A 24,869-nucleotide genomic window follows, 5' to 3' on the forward strand; every position below is an offset into this window, starting at 1 on the left:
CAGATCGTTGCCGGATTACGCCAGGTTCAGGTAATCATCGCTGGCGACGATGCTGATCGCCACCGAATCAGCCGAGGTATCAATGTTAAAATCTTTCGTCTCGGTCTGCGTTTGCCCGTAAGCATCGGTGACGCTGACGGTATAAGAGGTTGTCCCCTGCGTCAGCTGTTGCAAGTCAATCGCCGGCAGGACGACCTTCCAGTTACCCGCCGCGTCGACGACGCCGCTGTAGCTTTTGCCACCCAGGTTGACCGTAACGATACTGCCTATTTCCGCATTTGTGGTGCCCCCAAGCGTCTGATCAACTTTGATCTCTGCCGCATTGAGGATGTTGTCCGAGGTTAAATTCAGCACATCAAGGGTCACTGCGCTGGTTTTCACATCGAATGAATGGGAGACCGTGGTGGTATTGCCTGCGGCGTCCGTAAGAGACGCCGTATAGGTGTGATTTCCCCCGCCCAGCGCCACGAGGTCGGCAGAGGGAAGAGTCACCTGCCAGTTACCGTCGTTGCCCACTACCCCGGTGTAGGTTTTCCCGTTAAGGGAGATAGTGACGATTTGTCCCTGCTCACTGACCGCACTGATGCCGCTGATGACCTGATCCTGGTTCAGTTCGCTGGGGTTCAGTTTGTCATCGCCGGTCAATGGCAGTAAGGAAAGTGCCGGAGCAAGCGTATCGACCTGTGCTGAATCGCTGAGTGAAGCGCTATTCCCCGCCGCGTCACTCACATTCACTGTTACAGGCAGGACGCCGTCCGGGAGGGTTTGCAGGTAGGTGGCCGGTACCGTAATTTTCCAGTTCCCGTCAGCATCCACCGTGGCCTGATAAGTTTTATTTCCTACCTGCACCGTGACTGTCTGCCCGCCGCCAGAGACACCTGTATTGCCGCTCAGTACCTGATCTACTGATTTTTCAGCGCTGTTCAGGTAGCCATCACCAAAGGGCTCGTTGATAGTCGGCTGTGGCAGATGGTTAATCTGGACATTGAGCGTGTGATTATCTTCGGCGGTTTGTGTTCCATCGGTGACCACAGCCGTTATGACTGTCGGGCCATCTTTCAGCAATAGTAAGTCAGCAGGAGGAATGATGACGCTCCAGTAACCCGCATCATCAATGTTGGTGACCTGATATTCTTTGCCGTTAACGGTCACCGTAATGATCGCTCCGGCCCCAAGCACCGTCGTCACCCCACGAATTTCCAGTGGCTGTTCAGCTTCAGCCGCACTGAGATAATCGTCGGTCGACAAAATGGCGATCGCAATGCCTGCCTGGCTGGTATTCACCTCGACGCCAGCCGTTTTGATAACCGGATTGCCGTCAATGTCATTGACACTGACGATCAGGGTAGTGTTCCCTTGTCCCAGTGCCGCAAGATCGCCTGCGGGGATAATGGTTTTCCAGGATCCATCCCCCGCCACTTGTGCGTAATAGGTTTTGCCATTGAGAGTGATGGTCACGATTTGCCCGGCAGGAATGTTCACCGTGTGGCCAGAGACGGTTTGATTCAACAGCACTTCCGCAGCGTTAAGAACGTTATCGCTGGTGACCGGATCGATGGTGACCTCAGGAGTCGAGAAATTGGTAGTGACTGACTGTGTTTCCTGCGTCACGTTGCCGGCCAGATCCACCACCCGGTAGGTGATGACATAGCTTTCACCGTCCTGAAGCAGCGCCATGTCTGCCTGCGGAATGGTCAGTTGCCATTGCCCGTTCGCGTCTACCGTGGTGGTATAATTTTTGCCATTTAACGTGACCGTCACCTGGCTGCCTTCATCCGCAGTACTGGAATAGCCGCGGACCAGCTTATCGCCATCAATCAACGCCTGGTCGATAATGTTGCCCGAAGCAAATTGCGTAAGCGTGAGCGCGGGGGGAATCGAATCGAGAGTGAACTCCGTCGTTTCCGTTACCGTTCTGCCATCGAGCGTGGTGAGTGTGACGTCGACGATATGGGCACCCTGCTCAAGTTGGCCCAGCACCGACGGCGGCAGGAAGACCACCCAACTGCCATCGCTCTCAACCACCGTTGTCCAGGTATTGTTGCCAATACGTACCACCACCTGACTACCCGCATTAACAGCATCGGTGGAGCCTGACAGCGCCTGCGATACCAGAATATCGTTAGCGTTGAGCATATTATCCGTGCCGATGACCGCCAGTCTCAGCACCGGAACACCGGGTTCAGGGTCGGTTCCACCATTGCCGGGGTCGGTACCGCCATTACCGGGATCCGTGCCGCCATTGCCTGGGTCTGTGCCACCGTTACCGGGGTCCGTACCACCATTGCCTGGGTCTGTTCCACCGTTACCCGGATCGGTCCCCCCGTTTCCTGGGTCTGTGCCACCGTTACCGGGGTCCGTACCACCATTGCCTGGGTCTGTTCCACCGTTACCCGGATCGGTCCCCCCGTTTCCTGGGTTGTTGCCGCCATTGCCTGGGTTTTCAGGGTTAGTGCCGCCGTTATTGCTGTCGCTGCCACCACCGCCGCCACCGCCACCGCCAGATGCTGCCGCAATACCGACAATGCCACCCACCGCAGCAATCCCCCCCAGCACCGCAAGGGCCGAAATACCGCTCGTCCCAACCAGGGAGTCCATGGCGACATCCGCATAGGTGGGAACAATGGCCTCTGCCGCTGCCGGACCCGATTCAGCCGCATACGGGAATACCGCATGATGGGTACCGAGATTGTCTTCAAAGACCAGTTGGCTATGCAGGCCATCGCTATCCAGCAAGAAAAAGCTTTGATAACGCACAGTAGAACCGTCCTTCATATGGACAATCAGGTCATTTCCCTGACGTTCATAAAAATTAACGGTTTCTGGAGAAGCATTAATACGCACGATACTGGTTTCAGTGAGGTTAACGACGCGATCGCCACCTTGCGCATATTGTGCAACGACATCACCTGTTTTTTGGTTAATTACCTGCATGGTTCCTGTAACGACGCTTTGCGTAGCCATATAATTCACCTCGAGTACCAGAGCAATAATTTGTGGCATCGCCAGCAAATATCAGAGCGTAGGGGTACCCACACCGAGTTTTGGCTGGTGATATAAATAGGTTTTGCTATATGATTTTTGAGATTAGTTTAAGTGGTTGATTTTATATAGGATTGATCCTTTTACCGCGTTTAGCTTGTTTAATGCCGTGTTAAATAAAGATATAATCAAGGTTCACACTTTAGGCAAACTCCTATTTCACAATTTGTTGTAAAAGTTCTGAATACAGAATATATCAGCAATATATCCTGGGTATTATTAAGCTACGCTTAAATTAATATGCGAATCATTAATTAAAATTTAAATAATCATTAATTTATACAAATTAAAGCAGCAATACATGATATACCAGCGCTGGTTAAATGCTGCACTCATATAAAACTCGGCTTTTACTATGCATATATAAATTAAATCCGGCATCTGTACGCCGTCATTACCAGGTGCTCATACTTTAAGCAACGGAAAATAATAAGAAAGTTCTACCTATATGGACTGGCATGCCACGGTCAAAAGCTGTTATACTGTTTAACACACTTAGGGGCTGATTCTGGATTCGACGGGATTTGCGAAACCCAAGGTGCATGCCGAGGGGCGGTTTGCCTCGTAAAAAGCCGCAAAAAAATAGTCGCAAACGACGAAAACTACGCTTTAGCAGCTTAATAACCTGCTAAGAGCCCTCTCTCCCTAGCCTCCGCTCTTAGGACGGGGATCAAGAGAGGTCAAACCCAAAAGAGATCGCGTGGATGTCCTGCCTGGGGCTGAAGCGTTAAAACTAATCAGGCTAGTCGGGTAGTGGCGTGTCTGTTCGCAGGTGCCCGGCGAATGTAAAGACAGACTAAGCATGTAGTACCAAGGATGTAGGAATTTCGGACGCGGGTTCAACTCCCGCCAGCTCCACCAAAATTCTCCATCGGTGATTACCAGAGTCATCCGATGAAGTCCTAAGAGCCCGCACGGCGCAAGCCCTGCGGGCTTTTTTGTGCCTGCAATTTGTCCTGCGAAGTCTGATGCCAACCAATTAAATCTGAACCTTTTAGGCCCTTCGATAGGCCCAACGAAAAGCTATAGTGTTCCCGTTGGGCCTAAAAGCAGGGAGACTCACATGGTGTAAGTACCCTGCATAATCGTGCCATTCACATTGAGAGATCATCCGGCATAATCAGTCAGCCAGCGCAGGAGATAGCTTTGCGTAAAGCCCGTTTTACTGAGCATCAGATCATCGCGGTGATGAAGTCGGTTGAAGCCGGACGAATTGTTAAAAAGGTCTGCCGGGAGGCCGTTATTTCTGAAGCCACCTGATACAATTGAAAGTCCAGACACGGTGGCATGGGGGATTCTGATATTAAAGTCCTGAGGACGAAAACCGATGTCTCAACCAGCTGTTTGCCGATGTGAACGCCCGTATGAATCACTGAATACTATGACGCCGGAGAAATACCGACAACACCATTATCTGGCCGGGAACTCAAAAAATGCCTGGAGCTAAAACGGGTCTGTTTACATCTCCTGGGCCTCATGATGAAAGCAGTATGCGGCTGGATGTCTGGCTGGGTGAGGATGGCCGATGGAAAATTTAGCGGGTAGCTGATAATAGTGATAACTACATACAGTATGAATCGCAGTAATTGAGATGTTAAGAATAGTTAGCTGAATCGGCCAGCAGTGGAATTAACCTCTGCTGTTCGTCAGCATTGATGAGCTTCTTATCCAAAAAAAGCGTCATATATTAAACACCGAGATTTTTAAGTTTTTTGTCCAGTTTCAGCAGGTTATCGTAGTAACCACTGCCTTTTTTAACCTGAGAAATCCTTCTATCAACCATTTGTCGGAAAGATCGTCCTTGCTTATTTACCGGGTTTGGATCGGCTCCGTGATCCAGCAGGAAAAACATTTTATCAAAATCGGCACTAAAAAAAGCATCAACAAGCGGAGTTTCACCGAGTGAATTTCGTGCATTTGGATCAGCTCCTCGCTCTATTAATAGCGCCAGCGTGGAGGTATTTTTTGAATCGATCGTCGAGAAGATAAGTGGGACATGATACAGCTTGTCCTTGGCGCCAGGGTTTAACCCTCCATCCAGTAATGCCTTTAACCATATGTCTTTATCGCCTTTAGCCGTTATTTCAGCAGGGCTACCTGGCATATTCATCTGTGGCTGTAATGGGTCAGCGCCAGCGCGAACCAAATCCGTGACTATCTGTAATCGCTCAGGAGGATTGTCATTGTAGAAGCACTCATTAAGGGCATAAAAGAGGATAGTCAGCTCTTCAGCTCCGGGCGTTTTTAGGTCAGTCACTTTTGCCAGTCGAAGAACAGACTCGCGATCTGCCGCATCAATCGCGTTAGCCAGAACAAGTTGCGGGCCAGTAAAATGTTTTTCAGGTTCTATCTTTTTCATATCATTACACGCCGATAACAGCGCTAACAGAAAAGAAAAGAATATCGCGCAGGTGATTTTTTTCATGCTAAATCCTGCTTTTAATAATTCCCGTATCCTCATCCTTTTGTGCCTCAAGCAGTTAATAACCTGTGACAGGCCGTGCTTGTCCGTATGTTACCCGTACCGCCAGAAAGTCCAGCACTGTGTCATCAGGAAACATGTTTGCTACGCCCACTTTCATAGCAATAAGTGACGTATCAAAAAAGGATATCGTTCGGGAGCGACTTTTTCTTCCAGGATGTAGGTCAGAGACATGTAATTTGTCATAACACCAACTCCCCCTTCTCACTACTCCCTTTACTGATATGCATGGATGCTCCAGAAGGGATAATCATTTAGCATGCGAGCTGTTATTAAACGCGCTGATAGTGTCCTAAACGACTAGATAAACAATTATATAAATAATTACTGTAAATGACAGGGAGATGTGAAAATGATTCACATAAGTCTTATGGGATGAGGATCATCTAACCAGCCCCTATGATTTTTGATAGTTGAAATTTTTGAGAGAATAAATGAGTTGTATTTAACTGCATTAACTATTTGATCTATCAATAAATTAGCACTATATATTACGTTGCACCCTGATTTTCCATGTTGCCAGTGTACTGAAATTATCGTGGTGTCAGATAATTCAGTGCTGAATGTGGTTCACACTCGTTATCTTCCTGCCGCCAGGTATTAATGATTTTCTTGAGGTAGACAATATCTTTATGACATCTATATCGGATCGCGGTCAGTCTGCAATGTCCCTGATGTATCGGTTAAACTGGTTGCGGTTCAAAATTGCAAGATTTCAAGGTCTAATTTCCATGAAAGTGATACCCTCCTATAGTCATTCCCGCGAAAAAACGATGCCTAAGTATAAAAGGACTGGAACAATTATAATTGCTTTAATTATTGCATACTGCATATGGAGTTATGTCAGACCAACAAAAATAGTCAGGGTGGATGGTAGTGCGGTTTTTGTAGAACATTTGCCAGTAACCACAGAAGGAAAATTAAAATGGTGGATGAAAAACAAACAGTTACTGCAGGAAAAATATCACGTCATCAAGACACCCTATAACTTCACAGTTACCATCATGAACTTTAATGGTTATGAAGAATTACCTAAAGGAACAAGGGATGGTTCTATCGATGATTATACCTGTTTTGATGATGCAAATGGTAAGCATGAAAAATGTGTATATAATACTATGGCGATAATTGTCAGAGGTAACCTTAATGAAAAGCAATTCATAAACATAGATCATAAAACTTACGTGCAGACCCCTGAAGGAAAAATAGAGTTAGAATAAATAGTCTTTACCGACTCAACAGGTAAACCCGGCACGAGCCATTATGAAACGAGGGGTTCATTTAATGAAAAATAACACTATTTCTCACGCTATACCTGCTAAAAAGCCTCATGCTATGAATACGGTCGACAAAAACTGACGCTACACCTATTTAAATTATTTCACTCTAAATTTGACGGCAATGCCATCAGTACAGGAGTAATAAAAAAGGTTACGCTCCTTATCGAATTAATCTTATAAAACTGCTCGAATCAGTCGGTGAGCAACACATTGCTTCAGATATCCGACCTTATGAGGATGTCCCATGTGAATTATGAAGAGACTACTATCGCGGTGTATTAACCAGCGGGAGCAGGTCAACAGAACTACACTTATTACTTCACAGTCCTAACGCAATGACCGAAGTAGCCAGTATCGGGTGGTGAAACCTCAGCTATCAAAACCGTCAGGTCGCACCATAGCCGATTTTGCCGAACATTACGCAACGAAAATATTTCACAAGACATCTGACTCACTGTCTGAACCGCAGGGAAAAATAAATGCACCTTAACGAGGATGAGCTGGCCATGCGCACTCCTGTCTGGCATGCCTTATCGGAGCTTTTTACCGGGCGCGAACTCATGGACTATGACTATCGATTCATGGCTAATTTGTTAAAGGAATCCGGGTACAGCCGGGAAGCAATCTTCGCGATTCTCGATGAGGAAGTTGCCCCTGCCCTCCAGTGGAATCTTCTTTACAACCCAACGCCGGTGATGGACGGCTGGACAGAAGAAGATGTTAAGCGGCTCGTAACAGAATACGTAAGCAGGAAGCCGACCCTTATTGAGCGTGTTGTTCCTGCCCGCGTACTGTTAAAACAGCGCCGTAAACATATTCAGGACCCCCTCACCAGGCTATCGGCCCTGCTGGAATCATGCTCCTGAAAGCCCGCACGGCACAAACCCTGCGGGCTTTTTTGTGCCCTGAATGTGTCCCGTGAAGTCTTACGCCAAGACATTAAATCCGAACCCAACGTGGTTACGCATTACATTATCAGCAAACACGCCCTTATCGTGAGCATTGTCCCGGCATTAACTTTTCCAGGGTCGTGACATTCATCCCCCCGGTATTTTCTACCTTAAAGAGATCGACACTCAACAAAACTAATTTTAGCCCCCGTCCACTTTCGGCAAAGGGATCTGCCCCGAAGGTGCTGTCTTCTTTCGCCGCTGCGAGGCGCGTTGCCGGAAAGGGATCGCCCGTGTCGGTAAAACGCAACGTAATAGCCTCCTCGCTCTGGATAAATTCCACGGAAAATTGGCTATGCCCGTCTTCATGCAGAGCGTGGCGAATAATATTGGTTGCCGTCTCGCAGGCGGCAAGATCGACAGAAAACCGCCATTCGTCGCTAACGGGAAGGGGCGCCAGCTGTTGTGTAAGCCACTCCGCCAACCGGGAGAGTGACGTTAAGGTTGCCGGAAATACCATGTTGTTAGCCACGGGAAGGTCACGGATTCGTCGGCGTTAGCGCCGAGGCGCGATCCGGGCAGATTCGAAAAATGCGATCCATCCGGGTCAGGGTGAACATATTTTGAATTCCCGGGTTTAAGGCACACAGCGTCATTTCTCCCTTCCCGTTCATCATCTTGAGTAAAGAAACCAGCATCCCCAGCCCACTGCTGTCGATGAAGTCAATTTTGCAAAAGTCGACGATCAGGGCTTTGCGGTCATCACCGATTTCGCGAATAACCGCCTCCTTAAAGGCCGCAGCCACCGAGGCGTCGAGCCTGCGCACCGAGGGGGTAAGGATATTCACGTGCGCCAGCCGCTCTGTATCAATATTCATCATCTTCTCCTTTATGCTCAATAACCAAGAGTGAGACATCATCAGCCATTGCCTGCTGCTCTGCGTTTTCCCCGCTGTGCCAGCGGATGAGATGCTGACCAAAGTGCGTCAGTAGTGCGTCCAGCGGCAGGGCTGCCCCCTCCTGAAGCCAGTGCTGCAGCCGCATCTGCCCGAACTGCTCTGCGGACGCATTTTCACACTCCGTAATGCCATCGCTAAACAGATACAGCCGCTCGCCGGGTGCCAGGGTGAAGGAAACGTCGTTCCAGACAAGATCGGGCATCAGCCCCACCGGTGCCCCGCCGCTACCTACTGTTCTCACCTCTCCATTCAGGCTCACGATAAAGGGGGTAGGATGCCCGGCCTGACACAGTTTCCCCTGCCCGGTATCAAGATCGATCACGCCGTAGATCATGGTGAAATAGCTCACAATCTCAGTCTCTTCACTACAAAAACGACCATTCAGGATGCGCACCACCTCCGCCGGTGACTCCACGCCGCCATCATCACAAAAGAGAAAACGCTCCACCGCCCGGCCATGTAAAAACTGTCTGGCGACGGCGAGCGACATCATCGCGGCCCCGACGCCGTGGCCGGAAACGTCCACGCAGTAAAAGCCCAGATGGTTATCCAGCGGGAATACGTTAAAAATATCCCCGGAGACCCAGGCCGACGGCAGAAATAACCAGTCGGAAAAATAGTCGCGGTAGCACAGCTGATGAGCGGGTAATACCGACCGCTGGATGCGGGCCGCCACCTCAAGATCCTGTTCTATCTGTTGCAACGCCTCGCTAAGGCGCGCGTTGCGGGCGGCGAGCGTCGCCTCCAGCGACAAAATACGCGCCCCCGCATGCAGACGCGCCCGCAGCTCGGCCTGCTCAACGGGTTTACTCAGAAAATCATCTGCACCAGCATCAAACCCCAGCGTCAGATCGGAGGGATCTTCACGGGCGGTCAGCAAAATAAGATAGATATAGTGACCAAACTGACGGCTACGGATCTCCTGGCACAGCGTCAAACCGTCCATCTCCGGCATTTCCCAGTCGCTAATCACCATGCTCACCGGCTGGCTTGCCAGCAGAGTGAGGGCGGCAACACCGTTTTCCGCCTCGCTGACGCGGTATCCCCACTGCGTCAACATACGGGCAAGCAGACGACGGTAAACCGGTGAATCTTCCACAATCAGTACATGCTGTGCCGTCATACCCCCCCCTATAGCGGTAAGAACCAGATAAGACTGACCGTGCCTTCACGGAATTTCCCGTTACCACTCTTATGACCAGGGTAGCGCGTACCGGCGTAGTTCGCATACTGCAGGGAGAAGGAACCAGGGGTGTAGCCCGCGTAGCCAAAGCTGTAACTGTAATCACCGTTCCACGGCTGCTGCTGGCTACGATCCGGGAACCAGAAGGCTGTGGCGCGTACAAAGAAATGCTGTTTAAAGGTATATCCGCACCCGCCCAGCATGACGTTTTTATTTTTACGGATATCGTTGTCGCTGAGGTCGTAGTAACGCGGCACCCAGCTGTAGCCCACCTGGCAAATAATCGAGTCGCCTTTATTAATCAGCAGAGCGTGCTCCATCGGCTTTGGCAGTGAGAATTTATAAGCAAGCGTGACGGCCCCTTGCTCAAAATAGGTGCTGCGGCGTTTGTCTGACGTCCAGAAGTGGTTATCGCCGTAATTGCTGTAGACGAGACTGAGGGTATTAGCATGCCAGTCGTCATAACCAAAGCTGTAGCGATAGTCGGCGGTGTAACGACTGGTATCCGTCACGGGTAACCGCGAGGTGATGTTGGCAAACCAGAAGCTGTAGGGGGAATACTGCAGGCTGAGGTTAAGCGTCTGATTAACCTTTTTCTTCCGCTCTGCGCTATCTGAATTATTGGGAATGGTCATCCACTGCTCTTTGAGACCCGAGCTAAAGCTTAACGCCCCCGAGAACGTCTTCTCATTACCGGAAAATAACCGTCCCCAGCGACTGGTAAAAACCCCCGCCTGCACCGGCTCGCCATCTTTATCCCGCAGCGTCGGGTTATCATCCGTTTGCGCCGCTTGCGCCCCCAGAGCAGCGCTCATCAGCAGAGTGGCAGCTAAAAATCTCTCACGCATTTGCCTTTCCTTAGTTAGGTATCCAGCGTGCCGCGACGTTGTATTTCGCCATCAGCCACAGTGCGCCAAGCGCCGCCGCATGAATTATCGTGTTTTCAATCCAGGCATGACGCCATAAATCGAAGGTCACGAACTGGCTGACCGCAAGAACAACGTAAACGTGCAAAATAAAGGTGTAGAGGGAACGCTGCCCCAGCGGGATGAGAAACCACCCCGCCAGCCGGTAGACAGGAAGCCAACACCAGGTCAGCAGCAGGTAGACCGTAACCATCAGGCAGATATCATTGAGCACCCGAACCGGCCCCAGCCCATTTTTCGCCGCCCAGGTGTGATAAAAGGCATTAAAATCCGCCGGCGGGATGGTATGCATCAGCAGGGCGGAGGGCATAAAGGGGTTGGTGTGGTTTTGCGCGATAAACCCCAGGATCAGCGCCAGAACCACCAATGCAGCGACAGTAACCCTGCCAGCAGGGGTGCGGGCAAAGGAGAGCAGCTCCGCTTTGTACCAGCCACTGCTCATGCCCAGTACGAAAATAAATTGCCAGGCCAGCAGCGGAAACGCGAACTCAAATTCAGCGGCGGTAACCCGCACCGGCCAGCGCTGCCAGCAGCAGTAGACCAGCAAAGAAAGCCCGAGAAGCCAGTACACCTTGCCGCGTTGTAGCATTCCCAGAAACAGCGGGCTTAATAGCAACAGAAAAATATACAGACCAAGGATTTGCGTCTGGTGGGGGCCAATCTGTAAATAGAGAATAATGTTAAACCAGGTCTCTTTTATTTGCGGCGTAACCGGATAAAGCGACCAGCTGGTGCCCGAAAAACGATCGGTAAAATGGGTCACCTCAAAAACATTAATAAAGGGAATATACCCAATCAATAAAAAAGAGATGATGATGATGATATTTACGCGATATATTTTCCATGCGCGAAGATATAACCCCCACGAAACCGTGAGCAAGACGACTTTTTGCAAACGGGCCCGATTAAGCATTCCCAGCATAAATCCGGAAAGAATGACAAAGCCTTCAGCCCCGGTCGTCAGGCCAAATCGCTCCCAGGTAAATATATTAAATATCGACATTACCTCAGTGTGAGCCACGACCATCATCACCAGCGCTATCCCACGCATGAGATCAATTCTCAGGTCACGATTACCCGCCACATCATAGCGCCATGCGATTGATTTTTCTCTTTCTTTCTCAGAAATCGCTGACGCAACCTGGCTCATAGGCAGACCTTTTATCTGTGCGATAAAACAGCTGATAAATTATTTAGATAGCGTATAGACCTGTATAAGGCAATTAATAAGAGAACCAAAAGTTATATTAAGCAGCAATGATTTTAAGTTAAGTGAGCCTGTATTGTTGCTATTTACCCGGCTGGACACTTTTTCTCAGCCATCTACACTTATTTTACCTTTTGTTTTGACAGACGTTATTTTCTCAGGCGGAACCGCTCCTGCCAGCACAGCGTCTTTAATTCAGAACCCGTGTGGAAACAGGATATCCTTTGCTATGGATTTTTACTTTTCCCGTTTTGAACATCGCCAGCCGCCTGAGCCACTCAACACACCTCGCTGGGTGATGATGACCTGGCAGGTTTTAGCAGTAGCGGCGCTGATCCTCGGAGCCAATTATATTTACTGGCGCTGGACAGCCTCATTAAATACCGATGCCCTCTGGTATGCCCTGCCGCTGGTGTTAGCAGAGACCCTGGCCTGGATCGGCACGGTGCTGTTTACCATTAATTTGTGGAAAGAAGACGATCCGCTGCAAACCACACCGCCTGCGGAGATTAACGATTGCCTGCTGGCGGAGGAAAAGGTCGAGTCCCGTCCCATCAGGGTGGATCTGTTTATTGCGACCTACTCCGAAGATGTGGAGCTTGTCAGACTTTCCATTCGTGACGCCATGAAAATGGAGTACCCCTTCCCGCTGGACTACCGTGTGCATGTGCTGGACGACGGGCGTCGCCCGGCGATGCGCGCTGTCTGTGAAGAGGAGGGGGTAAATTATATTACCCGCCAGACCAACACTGGCTACAAGGCAGGGAATCTGCGCAACGGGCTTGAGCAGACCGACGGCGATTTTCTCATTATCTGTGACGCCGATACCCGCGTTTTCCCGACGCTGCTCAGCCACACAATGGGCTATTTCCGCGACCCTGATGTAGCCTGGGTGCAGACGCCGCAGTGGTTTTACGATCTTCCTGAAGGGGAGAACCTGGCCCGCTGGCTTGAGCGTAAAGCGGGCAAGGCAGGCTATGGCGTGGGCTGGCTTATGCAAAAACTCATCGGGCCTGTTACCGTTGGCCGCGATCCCTTCTTTAACGATCCACGAATGTTCTATGACGTCATTCTGCGCCGTCGTAACTGGGCCAACGCCGCATTCTGCTGCGGCGCGGCCTCCGTTCACCGCCGCGAAGCGGTGATGCAGGCGGCCCTGCGCAGCTATGTCTGGACCGTGGAGGAGGAGATTAACCGCCACACCAGGGATATACGCGATCCCGCCACGCGTCAGGCACTGGAAGAGGCTATGCGACCGCACGTGGCGTTTGACACCGAACTCACCCCCTATAAATTTCACGTCTCTGAAGATATCTATACCTCGATTTTGCTGCATGGCGACGCTGCCCGGCGCTGGCGCTCGGTAATGCATCCGCGTATCGAGTCCAAAATGCTTTCGCCCCAGGACATGCTGACGTGGATGATCCAGCGTTTTAAATACGCCGCAGGCTCGCTGGACATACTGTTTCACGACAATATTTTCAGTCGCCGCCGCTTTAAGCTCTCCCTGCCGCAAACGCTAATGTACGCCACCACCTTCTGGTCCTACATGGCCTGCGTCTGGAATACCGTTTTTCTGATTTCGCCGATTATCTATTTGTTTACCGGCATCCCGCCGGTCTCTGCATGGTCGACGCCCTTCTATCTCCATTTCCTGCCCTTTTTTATTCTGTCAGAGCTGGCCTTTATGTTCGGCACCTGGGGCATTTCCGCCTGGGATGGCAGGGCCTCATACCTCTCTTTTTTCTCTATGAACCTGCGAGCGCTCAGCACCGTGCTGCGCGGTGAGCAGATAAAATTTCATGTCACCCCGAAGGAGCGCCAGGCGGGCCGTTTTCTCTACCTCGTAAAGCCACAAATTGCCATTGTGCTGTTAACGCTTGTCGGGCTTATCTGGGGCGGCATTCAGGTAGCACGGGGACAGGTTGACGATCCTTCCGGCTACGTCATCAATATCTTCTGGGGAGCGGTCAACATTGCCGCCATGCTGCCATTGATACTGGCTGCCATCTGGACGCCTGCGGAAGACGCGGAGACGAGCCAATGAGAAAACGCGATGCGCTACTCTCTGCCCGCAGCTACCTCACTATCCTGCTCGGCTTTTTGCTGGGCTTCGCCATTGTCGTCTGGGTCGAAAAACAGATGCCTACCCGCATTGAGAGCAGCAGCGGCATGACGCTCAGCAAGGATTTTCCGCCGCTGCCTGCCCCACGTGAGTTAACGTTTGATGAGGCCATCTGGGCGCGGGTCGCCTGGCAGTATTACGTGAATAATACCCAGCCCAATGGGCTGGCGAATGGGCATGACCAGGAGCCGTGGTTCAGTCTGTGGAGCATTGGCAGCTACCTCTTTGCCGCAGTGGCGGCAAAACAGTTGGGTATTCTGACTACTGACGAGTTTGATGAGCGGATCGCGACGGCACTCTTTACCCTGGGCCAGCTTCCGCTGAACCCGCAGGGGCTGCCTGCGGCTTACTATCACGCGGACACGCTGAAAATACTGGGAAAACCCGAGTCATCTGCCATCGGAATGGGCCGTTTGTTGAACGCACTGCAAGCGCTGTTGTGGCGTTACCCGCAGCATGCCCCCGCCGTACGCGATCTCTTTAACCAGTGGAAGGTGGGAGCGCTGATTGAAACCAGCACCACCAGCCAGGCCGCAGCCGCTTTGCATCACTGGGCGCTGGCGACCGACGAACCACGAAACAGCTTTGGTTACCGACTGTATGCCAGCCATACGCTGCGGCTGATTGACAGTGCCGCGGGGCTTGCGGTGACAAACCCGCCTCAGGGCCAGCAGATGATTGATATCGACGGCATCATGGTGCCTGACGAGGGGCTACGCACCCCGTGGGGACGCCAGCCTTCTCTGATTAGCCTGCCCTACCTGCTTACCGGGCTGGAGCTCGGTTTTGACGCCCAGAGCGCAGAAATCACCTGGCGCATTATGCAAATACAGCAGCGTCGCCACAGCCTGCGCGTCAGCAAACCGCCCATCAGCACGGACTACGCCGAACCCGCCCCGGACTATGTTAACGACCTGCCGGACCGCCAGCCTCTTCAGAACCGCGCCCTGCGCGATGCAACCCCGGAGCAAACGGCCATCGTCTCAACCCGATCCGCGTTTGCCTGGTATGCCCTGTTTCGCAACGGCTGGAGCGAAGCGTTGCGCCAGCAGGTGCAGCGGCTGCAAGTCCCCGGTAAAGGCTGGCAGCGGGGTCTGAACCTGAACAGCAGCGTAAATGACGTTGTTGATGCCGATACCAACGCGATTGTCCTCGAAAGCCTGGCCTACATTGCCCACGGGCAGATGCTTTGCCTCGCCTGCCTTAACGCCGACGCCCACCCCCTCTCTTCAGCAGGAGCGACGCCATGAAGCTGAAATTCATTCTCTTTTTCCCTCTTCTGGCCGGACTCATGGCGTTCTGGCTGGCGCTGTCTGCCGCTAATGCCGCGCCGGGTCTGCCGGCGTCTGATTACCGCCCACGCAGTGGGGAGCTCAGCCCCCGGGAGATGGCTATCGCCAAAAATGCCTGGCAATATTTTGTCTCTAACTATCAGCCAACGACCGGGCTTGTGAACGCGGTAAATAAGTATCCCTCAACCACGATGTGGGACAGCGCCTCTTATCTGGCTGCCATGACTGCGGCCCGCGAGCTCGGCATCATTGATAAAGCCGAATTTGACCGTCGGATGCTGAAATTTCTCGCCACGCTGAACAAACTGGTGCTGTTTCGCAATGAACTGCCCAATAAAGCCTATAACACCATTAGCGGGCAGAAGGTGGACTACCAGAACAAACCCGGCGAGATCGGCTTTTCAGCCCTTGATATTGGCAGGATGCTGGTGTGGCTTAAGGTTATCAAGGAGCGCTACCCGGAATACGGCAACAGCATTGACAACGTTGTGCTTGGCTGGGACTTCAGCCACGCCGTCGATCCTTGTGGAACACTCTATGGTGCCTACCTGGAAAATGGCCAGCCAAAGTATGTGCAGGAGGGGCGGCTCGGCTATGAGGAGTACGGTGCAGCGGGCTTCCAGCTCTGGGGTTTCACCACCTGCCAGGCCAGCCGACCGCAGCCCTATGAGCTGGCGGAAATTTACTGCGTTCTGGTGCCCTATGATTCACGCGATCCCCGCCGTACCTCGCAACACAACTACGTGGTGACAGAGTCATATCTGCTTTATGGCCTTGAGTTTGGATTCGATAATCCGACGGATCGCAATAACAGCCCGCGGGATTATTCCCACCCCTGGATGAAGAACTTTGCCGATCGCGTCTATCAGGCGCAGGAGAATCGCTACGCGATAACCGGCGTGCTAACTGCCCGCTCGGAACATCAACTCGATAAATCCCCCTACTTCGTTTACGACACCGTATTCAGCGATGGCTTTAACTGGAACACCATTACCGATAAGGGACAGTTCGTGCCTGAAACAGCCGCCGTCTCCCTCAAAGCCGCGCTTGGTATGTGGGTGTTATGGGATTCTCCCTACACGGACCGCCTGTTTAATACCATTGAAAACGCCAATGAAGAGGGCAAAGGATACTACGAGGGGTTGTACGAAAATGGTGACGGTCCTATCAAGGAGTTTACCGCCAACAACAACGGCATCATGCTGGAGGCACTGCTGTTTAAAAAAGAGGGCAAGCTGCTGCAGTTCAACAGCGACAACCCGAAAAATCACGATTTCGCCCCCTCGTTATGGGACAAAAAGCTTCTCGACCAGTTCGAAGAGAACAACACCCGACGCAACCGTCCATTCCTGAACAGTACGCCAGCCGTGAAAAGCTGGTGTGAACAGACCGGGGTTACGCAGCGGACCAGACCTGCCTGTCAGGCCTGCCAGTGTGCCGCCTGTAGCGCGGATGAGCCGATTAAACTTCCGCCGGTAACCGCGCAATGCTTAAAACCCTAGCCGGCTGGCTGACCGCTGTCGCCCTTGTGGCCCTCATCGCCTTCGCGCTGTTCAGCCGCGACGGCGAGGGGTGGCGCTGGGTGACCAAAGGCGGCTGGCATACCACGGCGCGCATCGGCAGCCTGACGCCGCAGGAGCAGGCGTGGGCGCGTATCGCCTGGCGTTACTTTCAGAACAACACCCAGCCGCAGACCGGGCTGGTTAACGGCAGTGATAAACAGCCGCGCGTCACCTTATGGCAAATGGGCGATACCCTTATCGCGCTGCTCGCCGCCAGAGAGCTGGGGCTGGTGAAGGAGGATGAATTTGACGCAAGGCTGACCCGCCTGCTCGGCACGCTTAACCGCCTGACGCTCACTGACACTCGAACCCCTGGCAGACTTTACTCCAGCCTGACGGCGACCCCGGTCGATTTTTCCGGTAAACCTGCCCGCAGCGGCTGGTCTGCAAAAGATATGGGGCGACTGATGCTGGCGCTGCGCCTGACCGCTGAACGTGCTCCGCAGTACCGGGAGTATCTGGATAAAATTGTCCTGCGCTGGAACTTCTGCCCGGTCATGGACAAAGAGGGAGAGCTGTGGTCCGCCTCGCTGCAAAACGGGAAACCCGTGGTGCGTGAGGAGCTGCGGCTCGGCGAGAGCGAATATGCGGCCAGCGCGTTTCGCCTCTGGGGATTCCCGGTGGGAAAAGCCCTCTCCCCGCCGTCGCGCAACGTCATAATCTATCAGCGCAGCCTTGCCGTGGATGCACGCGATCCGCGCACCACCTGGCAACCTTCACTACTGACGACCCTGCCCGCCATGCTCCCCGGACTGGAGTTCGGCTGGCAGCCCCCTGGCATCCCGGACGAGCTACAAAAAAACCTGCGTAGCCGGGCTGAAGGGGTATGGCTGAGCCAGAAGACGCGCTGGGAGCAGGATAAAGTGCTGACCGCCCGCGCCGATTTCTCCCTCGCCCAGGCGCCGTGGCATATGGAGGATACCGTCTGGGGTAATGGTTATGCCTGGAACACGCTCGGCGATGATGGTCGCGACTACCCCCGCCTGGCGCAGGTGTCGACTAAAGCGGTATTTATGCTCTGGACGCTCTGGGATACCGACTATACCGATGCCCTGATGGCGGTTATCCGGCATCTGAATAACCCGCAGCAGGGCTGGTACGAAGGCCGCCTTGAAGCCACCGGTGACGTCAACAGGGTGGTCACCCTCTCCACCAACGCTATGGTTCTGGAGACGCTGCTTTATAAACACAACGGTGGACCGCTATTTAACGACGGCCTGACGGATGCGGAGAGCTATTTCTCGCGCCGCACCGCAGACGAATTCAACCCACCCGGCCTCTGTCTGCCGGGCGAGCGGGACACGAGGACCGCACCATGAAATTTTACCGGGATCTCTTTGAAGCCAGCCTGAACCGCGTGCTGCCTGACGACGATAAAACCCCCTTTTTTGAGGCCTTCTATGAGGCCTTTATGCATATGTCCCCCGAGACGGAGCGCCACTTTGCACGCCGCCCGAGTGAAGAGGGCCAGCGGATGGTTTTTAAAAGCTTCTTTGCCATGCTGGCGGTTGACGGCGCCCTTTTTGTCCCTGACTTCCTTGAGCGGCTGGCCCGTGAACAAAGTCATGATGGGCTGCGTCTGCCGCCTCAGTTTTTTGCGCAGTGGCGGTTAGCGATGCTCAGTACCGTTCGCGCCCGCGATCCCCTTTGTGATGAGGAGATCATCACCGCATGGGCGATGGCCATTGCCCCGGGTCTGGAATACCTTCGTCGTCAGGCAGAGCTGCACTATCAGGCCGGAGGCGACTAACGATGCACACCTCCTCCTGTTTCGATCTTAACGTCCTGCCGTCGGCGGTGATGATTTACGACGCGACCGGCTGCCTGCTGGCATGGAATGATAAGGTGGCGCTTTTTTACCCGGTGATTGCTCCCTGGCTTGCGCCAGGGGCGACGCTGGAAAGCCTGGCGGAAAGATTTATTGATGCGGGCTATAACATCGATCCCCTGCGCCGCCAGACGCTACGGGACGCCATCATCCGCAACTGCCGTCAAACGAGCCATTGTGAAGTCCGCCAGTCGGGACAGCGGCGGCTTTATGTGCAGCATCAACGGCTACCGGACGGCGGCATTGTCAGTCTGCATACGGATATCACCGAACTTGACGAGGCGCAGCGCTCGCGGAGCCAACTGCACGACGATTTTTTACTGACGGCGGAGTCAATTCAGATAGGCATTTTCGACTGGCAGGTGTCCCACGACATTCTGCAGGTCAACGACACGCTGCTGGCGATGGTCGGCCAGTCCCGTGGGCAGTGGCGCTACCCGCTGCGATTTTTGCTTAATCTGGTTCACGAAGAGGATCGCGCCACCCTGCGCCACGCCCTGATAACCTCAAAAAAAGATCATATGCCGGTATTTGAGTGTGAAATCCGTGTTCAGCATCAGACCCAGGGCTTACGCTGGATGCTGCTGTCCGGGCAGGTGGTGACACTCACTATCGATCAAAAAGCCGAGCGCGTGATAGGCACACTCCAGGACATCACCCGGCGTAAAGAGGCCGAACTGCTCGCCATTGAAGCGGCTAAGGTCGCCAGGGAAGCTAACGAGGCAAAAAGCGCGTTTCTGGCCAACATGAGTCATGAAATTCGCACCCCTATGAACGGCATTCTGGGGATGACTCAGCTCTGCCTGGACACGCCGCTTAACCCCGATCAGCGCGAATATCTGTCGCTGGTGATGAGCTCAGCCCGGTCACTTCTGCACATCATTAACGACATTCTCGACTTCTCGCGCATTGAGGCGGGTAAGGTGGTGATGGATGAGGAGCCGCTGGATATCCGCCCCTTTCTTCAGTCGCTGATCCGCCTCCATATGCCTGCTGCCAGCGAAAAGGGCATTGAGCTACTGGTGGATGTCGCAGCCGGCGTGCCGGAGGTGCTGATAGCGGACGGGCCACGGCTGCGTCAGATCCTGACCAACCTGCTGGGCAACGCCCTGAAGTTTACCCACCAGGGGGAAGTGCTGCTTGCAGTACAGCCTGCTGAGAAGGAGGGGCACTGGCGTTTTCTGGTGCGCGACAGCGGCATCGGCATTCCCGTGGAGAAGCAGCAGGCCATCTTCGAAGCCTTCAGCCAGGCGGACAGCTCCACCACCCGACGCTATGGTGGAACGGGGCTCGGCCTGACCATCTCCGCACGGCTGGTCTCCCTCATGGGCGGGACGCTGACGGTTGAGAGCGAGCCGGGCACGGGCAGCGAGTTTTCCTTTACCCTGCCTCTGACCGGGCAGCAGGCCGCGCACGCGCCCCTCAGACGCTTTAACGGCGAACGGGTGCTGGTGGTGGATGATAACAGCACTAACCTGCGTCTGCTGGATACCATGCTCCGCCAGATGGGGCTTACCCCCACCGGTGTGAATAATGCCAGCGAGGCGCTGCGCCTGGTCGCTTCCCAACCCTTCTGGCCGCTGATCCTGCTTGATGCCCAAATGCCGGACATGGACGGCGTTTCGCTGGCGCTTGAGCTCTCCGTACTGCCGCAGACCAGGCAAAGCCATATCATCATGCTGAGTTCAATGAGCCGCCACTTTGACCCTAAAATGCTTAAGCGCATCGGCGTCGCCCACTATCTGCATAAACCCGTGGCGCAACATGAACTGCATCAGGCAATAGCCAGTACTTTTGAACCCGCCCCTCCGGTAGTTCTGCCCCCTGCCCCAGCCGCCGTTGCGCCATGCCGTGAACAGCCAGGGCTGCGCGTGCTGCTGGCCGAGGATAACCTGGTCAATCAGAAGGTCGCCAGAAGGCTTCTGGAGCGGCTCGGACACCAGTGCGAGGTGGTAGACAATGGCCGTATCGCGCTGGAGCACTGGCGCGCGGCGTCCTGGGACGTTCTGCTTATCGACCTGCAAATGCCGGAAATGGATGGAGAAACGGCCATTCGCCTGCTCCGTGAAGAGGAGCAGGTGCAGGGTCGCGGCCACCAGCCCGCCATCGCCATGACCGCACACGCCATGCAGGGGGATAAAGCGCGCTGTCTTGCGATGGGCTTTGATGGCTATATCGCCAAACCCGTCAGCCAGGAGGCCCTGCATGACGAAATCACGCGTATTGTCTCCGGCAGCATTCAGGGACTGCCGGATGAGGCCCGCCTGTTAAAACAGTGTGCCGGGGACCCTCAGCTGGTCCTGGAGCTGTTAGGCCTGTTCAGCGAAGGGCTTGATGCGGCGATGGACGCCATCAGACAGGCCATCGATAACCGGGATCGCGAGGCGCTACGCCGCGCTGCACATAAGCTTCGCGGTGAAGCGGTCACCCTCGATTTTTCCGCGCTCGCCCGCGAGCTGCAACTGCTTGAGAGTCAGGCGCTGACGCTGGACGAGGCCGGGCTTATCGCGCTACGTCAAAGTCTTGACGAGGAGTGCAGCCGCGCCACAACCTGGCTGCACCACAGAATGCAGGAGACCAGCCATGCTCCCTAAACTTATTCTCCTGCTGCTGTTGGGCACTTCGCTGGCGCAGGCTACGACGCTCCCCGTGACCTGGTCGCTGGCGGGACTCTGGCGTGTGCACGACGCCCGCGACGACACTTTTAACGGCGCGACCGCCACCACGACCGACTGGCGTGCGCTTCGGGTCCCGGCTAACTGGTACAGCGCCGGCTACGATCATCAGGGCGCGCTATGGTACCGACACGCCTTTAGCGTGCCTGATCTCGCCCCGGATACGATGTCGACGCTGGTTTTTGACGGCGTGGATTATTTCGCCGATGTCTCGCTCAACGGCAAAGCACTCGCCCACCATGAGGGCTATTTCCAGCGCTTCCCGGTGGACGTAAGCGAGGCTATCCGCCGCCATAACCAGCTTACCGTTCGGGTAGACAGCCCGTATGAAGATCCTAAAAAAACCTGGCCGTTACACAAAACCCTGGTGAAAGGGGTGCTTAATCAACACGACACCCGCCCTGGCGGCGCCTGGTCGGAGCGCGGTCAGGATGCCAACTCCGGCGGCATTTGGGCACCGGTGAAGCTGCATCTCAGCCGGGGCGTGACCATTGACGAGGTGATCCTGCGTCCGGACTGGCGTGAGGGGCTGGCACGCCCTGCGCTGCGGGCCGAGATCCGCTATAGGGCCTTAGCGACCGGGCCTGCCACCCTGCGGCTGACCGCTACCCCGGACAATTTTAACGGCCATCCTTTTCAACAGGATTTTCCGGTAACGCTCACTAAGACGAACGGCACGGTGCAGAGCCTGCACGTTACGCTTCCTATGGAGAAGGCCAGGCTATGGTGGCCTGCGAGTGTCGGCAAGCCACACCTCTATCGGGTTCGTGCCTCGCTCCGGGACACCAGAGGGCTGATGGATACCGCCGTCACGCGCACCGGCTTACGTAAGCTGGAAGAACAACCGGATAACAAAGGCTGGCTTATCAATGACCGACGGCTGTTTATCAAGGGCAGTAATTACATTGGCTCCCCGTGGCTGGGCACCATGACGCGGGAAAAATACCGCCGGGATCTCGCGCTCGTTGCCGCCATGAATGCTAACGCTATCCGCGTTCACGGCCACGTGGCGGGGCGCGCCTTATATGACATGGCCGACGAGATGGGGCTGATGATCTGGCAGGACGTTCCCCTGCAGTGGGGGTACGATGATAGCGTCGCATTCGCCGACAATGCGGTACGGCAAACCCGCGAGATGACAGAGCAGTTCGGTAACTCCCCGGCCATTATCGTCTGGGGTGGTCATAACGAGCCGCCGTGGAACTCGCCGTGGATGGAAAAACGCTTCCCGGACTGGAATAAAACGCTAAATCAGGCGCTGACCCGGCGGGTTGGCGATACCCTGGCTGAAGATACCTCGCGCATTGTTCATCGCTTCTCTGCGGTGGAGGAGCACTACTGGGCCGGCTGGTACTTTGGCACCCTGCGCGATCTGCTCGGCCCTGCAAAGACGGCGATTATCACGGAATTTGGAGCCCAGGCACTGCCGCGACTCTCGACGCTGAAAACCATTATCCCCGCCGGTCTGATGTGGCCAAAGAGTACCGCCGCAGACGATCCTGGCTGGGCACACTGGAAGTACCATAACTTTCAGCCCTTCCAGACCTTTAAATTTGCGGGCATACCACGGGGTAAAAATATTCAGGAGATGATTGATAATACTCAGGCGTATCAGGCGAAGCTGGTGGCGATGGCGGCGGAGAGCTATCGCCGTCAGCGCTATCAACCCGTCACCGCCCTTTTTCACTTTATGTTTGTTGAGACCTGGCCCTCAATCAACTGGGGGGTGGTGGATTATCTGCGACAGCCAAAACAGGGCTACTATGCTCTACAAAAAGCCTACCAGCCGATTTTGCCGTCCATTGAGCCGGTTACCGCAGTATGGCGAAAAGGAAGCCAGGCGACGGTCCGCCTGTGGGCTATCAACGATACCTGGTCAGCCTGTGAGGCGTGTCTTCTGACGTGGCAGGTAACGCAAAACGGGCAGCAGCTGGCAAAAGGGAGCACCACCATGACCCTGCCGCCCGACTCAGGTATTCGCGTGAAGGAGATTACCGTTACCCCCACCAGCAGCGACGACGTGACGATTGCGTACCGCATCAGGAATAAAGCCGGTGCCACCGTGGGGCAAAACCAGCATGAAGAGCGCGTCGAGCTTCCCGCCACCCCATAATGGTCAGTGAGGTGGCGGGAGGCTGCGCGGATGTTCAGGGTATCCAACGCAGCTGTGAATTACGACTTCTTCAGATTAATGCGCAGTATTCGCTCTTTTGCCCCTTCCACAAATACGTCCGGGTCCCAGTCGCGGTTGAATCCTTCTTTGATCCCCACGTAAAGGGTGTCCATATCGGGCGAAAGCACCATCTGGTTTGGATAGACCGGCGTTGTAAACTGGCGGGTGACGGTATACGTCGTCGCATCCACTACGCTTATCGTCCCGCTGGTGAAGTTAGTAACGTACAACTCATTATATTTAGGGTTGTACCTTACCGCGTTAGCCCCGGCGCCGGTATGCACATAGCCGAGCTGCCTGCCATCACGCAGGTCGAAGACATAGAGCCCGTCATGCGTACCGGTGCGGTCATCATGGTCAAACACCACCACAAAGGCGCGCTGAGCGTCTCCATCCACCGCCAGATTCTGCACGCTGGTAATGGCCGGCTGCGGCGATTTCAGTTCAATCGTGCGCACCTTATCCGGCTGCTTCGCATCGATTTCGTTGATGTAATCCCTGCCGCCTACATAGATTTTCTGCCTCTTTTCATCCAGTGTCAGACCGTAGGCCGTCCCTTTGTAGGCCTTCTGTACTTCTCCTTTCAGCGCCAGCGTCGTACCATCCAGCATCAACAGCTTGTGCAGAGGCGTCATGCCGTTACGGGTTTTGAGCATATTGCTGTAACTGACAAACAGGGTGTTGGCCGCTTTGCTGTAAACCATATGGCGCAGGTGCTCAAAGCGTGAATCGGCTGCATCCGGCTCCCTGAAACTCAGTTTCTCGCTGGTTTTCGTCAGCGTGCCGCTGGCCGTGTCGAGCATACTGATGCGCAGCGACGCCGACTGCGTGTGGCCGATATAAAGCTGATGCTTTTCCTGATTCATGGCCAGTGAAAACGCGCGGTATGGCATGTCGAGACGGTGTTCAATAGCGAGCGAGACCGGGTTAAAGGCGTACAAATACCCTTTATTGGCCTCCCGGTTCACGCGATCGGTGACGGCGGCATAGACGGTATGATTTTTGTTATCAATGGCCATCTCATAAATGCCTTCACTGGCATCCTGAAGATAATTGGTCTTCAGCGCGAAGCGCGAAAGCTCACGCTGGGGCGGGTCAATCGCCAGGGCCATCGTCGGGAAAAGCCCGGCAAGAAGTAAACATCCAAGCTTAGGGGCAAAGGTAAAAAGGTTCATTTTCTTTCCTGCAATCAAGAGTGAACAGAGGGAGGGCACGGCGCCAGGCCTCCCTGAGATAAAAAGCGAC

General features: G+C 54.1%; 17 protein-coding genes, 1 other RNA gene and 1 pseudogene. 11 read left to right on the top strand and 8 right to left on the bottom strand.

The annotated features are described in order from the left end of the window. Positions 1 to 15 precede the first annotated feature (15 nt). The gene (locus M1D91_RS17875; RefSeq protein WP_437433214.1) at positions 16 to 2,964 is read right to left on the bottom strand and encodes an Ig-like domain-containing protein; all 2,949 of its coding nucleotides are present in this window, start codon (positions 2,962 to 2,964) and stop codon (positions 16 to 18) included. Between the two features lie 576 nt (positions 2,965 to 3,540). On the opposite strand from M1D91_RS17875, the gene ssrA reads away from it, so the two are divergent. Together ssrA and M1D91_RS17885 are read left to right on the top strand one after the other, a co-directional pair. After that, positions 3,541 to 3,903: a transfer-messenger RNA gene (ssrA, locus tag M1D91_RS17880) on the top strand. Between the two features lie 285 nt (positions 3,904 to 4,188). Beyond that, positions 4,189 to 4,400: pseudogene (locus M1D91_RS17885) on the top strand (transposase); the annotation flags it as partial. A 329-nt stretch (positions 4,401 to 4,729) separates the two neighbouring features. On the opposite strand, the gene M1D91_RS17890 reads toward M1D91_RS17885, so the two are convergent. After that, positions 4,730 to 5,467 (bottom strand): ankyrin repeat domain-containing protein, encoded by a 738-nt coding sequence (locus tag M1D91_RS17890; RefSeq protein ID WP_437433215.1) that lies wholly within the window; start codon positions 5,465 to 5,467, stop codon positions 4,730 to 4,732. 830 nt (positions 5,468 to 6,297) lie between these two features. Between M1D91_RS17890 and M1D91_RS17895 the strand changes: the two genes are divergently transcribed. Both M1D91_RS17895 and M1D91_RS17900 read left to right on the top strand, forming a co-directional pair. Then, positions 6,298 to 6,744, top strand: a complete 447-nt coding sequence (locus M1D91_RS17895) for a DUF943 family protein (RefSeq protein ID WP_437433216.1) — start codon at positions 6,298 to 6,300, stop codon at positions 6,742 to 6,744. 539 nt (positions 6,745 to 7,283) lie between these two features. Beyond that, positions 7,284 to 7,670: a DUF7079 family protein gene (locus M1D91_RS17900; RefSeq protein WP_437433217.1), complete on the top strand. Its 387-nt coding sequence runs from the start codon at positions 7,284 to 7,286 to the stop codon at positions 7,668 to 7,670. Positions 7,671 to 7,794: 124 nt separating this feature from the next. Here M1D91_RS17900 and M1D91_RS17905 read toward each other — a convergent pair whose 3' ends face one another. Genes M1D91_RS17905 through opgC form a run of 5 tightly spaced genes read right to left on the bottom strand, consistent with a single transcriptional unit; the run spans position 7,795 to position 11,912 of the window. Continuing rightward, the gene (locus M1D91_RS17905) at positions 7,795 to 8,214 is read right to left on the bottom strand and encodes an ATP-binding protein (RefSeq protein ID WP_437433253.1); all 420 of its coding nucleotides are present in this window, start codon (positions 8,212 to 8,214) and stop codon (positions 7,795 to 7,797) included. A 19-nt stretch (positions 8,215 to 8,233) separates the two neighbouring features. After that, entirely contained in the window at positions 8,234 to 8,572 is a 339-nt protein-coding gene (locus M1D91_RS17910) for an STAS domain-containing protein (RefSeq protein ID WP_437433254.1), read from the bottom strand. Next, positions 8,562 to 9,776, bottom strand: coding sequence for a PP2C family protein-serine/threonine phosphatase (locus M1D91_RS17915; protein WP_437433218.1), 1,215 nt, complete (start codon positions 9,774 to 9,776; stop codon positions 8,562 to 8,564). The genes M1D91_RS17910 and M1D91_RS17915 overlap by 11 nt, the downstream gene beginning before the upstream one ends. A gap of 8 nt (positions 9,777 to 9,784) precedes the next feature. After that, complete coding sequence (locus tag M1D91_RS17920; protein ID WP_437433219.1) at positions 9,785 to 10,684, bottom strand: hypothetical protein; 900 nt, start codon at positions 10,682 to 10,684, stop codon at positions 9,785 to 9,787. A gap of 10 nt (positions 10,685 to 10,694) precedes the next feature. Then, on the bottom strand, positions 10,695 to 11,912 hold the full coding sequence (gene opgC, locus M1D91_RS17925) for an OpgC domain-containing protein (RefSeq protein ID WP_437433220.1): 1,218 nt from the start codon (positions 11,910 to 11,912) through the stop codon (positions 10,695 to 10,697). A gap of 286 nt (positions 11,913 to 12,198) precedes the next feature. On the opposite strand from opgC, the gene M1D91_RS17930 reads away from it, so the two are divergent. From M1D91_RS17930 to M1D91_RS17960, 7 genes are read left to right on the top strand one after another with little or no spacing between them, the layout of a single operon-like run. Next, on the top strand, positions 12,199 to 14,016 hold the full coding sequence (locus M1D91_RS17930) for a glycosyltransferase family 2 protein (RefSeq protein WP_437433221.1): 1,818 nt from the start codon (positions 12,199 to 12,201) through the stop codon (positions 14,014 to 14,016). Further along, entirely contained in the window at positions 14,013 to 15,344 is a 1,332-nt protein-coding gene (locus M1D91_RS17935) for a DUF3131 domain-containing protein (protein WP_437433222.1), read from the top strand. The genes M1D91_RS17930 and M1D91_RS17935 overlap by 4 nt, the downstream gene beginning before the upstream one ends. Positions 15,345 to 15,385: 41 nt before the next feature. Next, positions 15,386 to 16,888, top strand: coding sequence for a DUF3131 domain-containing protein (locus M1D91_RS17940; RefSeq protein WP_437433255.1), 1,503 nt, complete (start codon positions 15,386 to 15,388; stop codon positions 16,886 to 16,888). Next, positions 16,873 to 18,267, top strand: coding sequence for a DUF3131 domain-containing protein (locus tag M1D91_RS17945; RefSeq protein ID WP_437433223.1), 1,395 nt, complete (start codon positions 16,873 to 16,875; stop codon positions 18,265 to 18,267). The genes M1D91_RS17940 and M1D91_RS17945 overlap by 16 nt, the downstream gene beginning before the upstream one ends. Next, entirely contained in the window at positions 18,264 to 18,698 is a 435-nt protein-coding gene (locus tag M1D91_RS17950) for a globin (protein ID WP_437433224.1), read from the top strand. Before M1D91_RS17945 ends, M1D91_RS17950 begins: the two co-directional genes overlap by 4 nt. A 2-nt stretch (positions 18,699 to 18,700) precedes the next feature. Beyond that, entirely contained in the window at positions 18,701 to 21,370 is a 2,670-nt protein-coding gene (locus M1D91_RS17955) for a hybrid sensor histidine kinase/response regulator (RefSeq protein WP_437433225.1), read from the top strand. After that, complete coding sequence (locus M1D91_RS17960) at positions 21,360 to 23,564, top strand: glycoside hydrolase family 2 protein (protein WP_437433226.1); 2,205 nt, start codon at positions 21,360 to 21,362, stop codon at positions 23,562 to 23,564. The genes M1D91_RS17955 and M1D91_RS17960 overlap by 11 nt, the downstream gene beginning before the upstream one ends. Positions 23,565 to 23,623: 59 nt before the next feature. On the opposite strand, the gene M1D91_RS17965 is transcribed toward M1D91_RS17960, so the two are convergent. Beyond that, entirely contained in the window at positions 23,624 to 24,799 is a 1,176-nt protein-coding gene (locus M1D91_RS17965) for a YncE family protein (protein ID WP_437433227.1), read from the bottom strand. Positions 24,800 to 24,869 lie beyond the last annotated feature (70 nt).

Source organism: Enterobacter sp. SA197, from assembly GCF_054131575.1.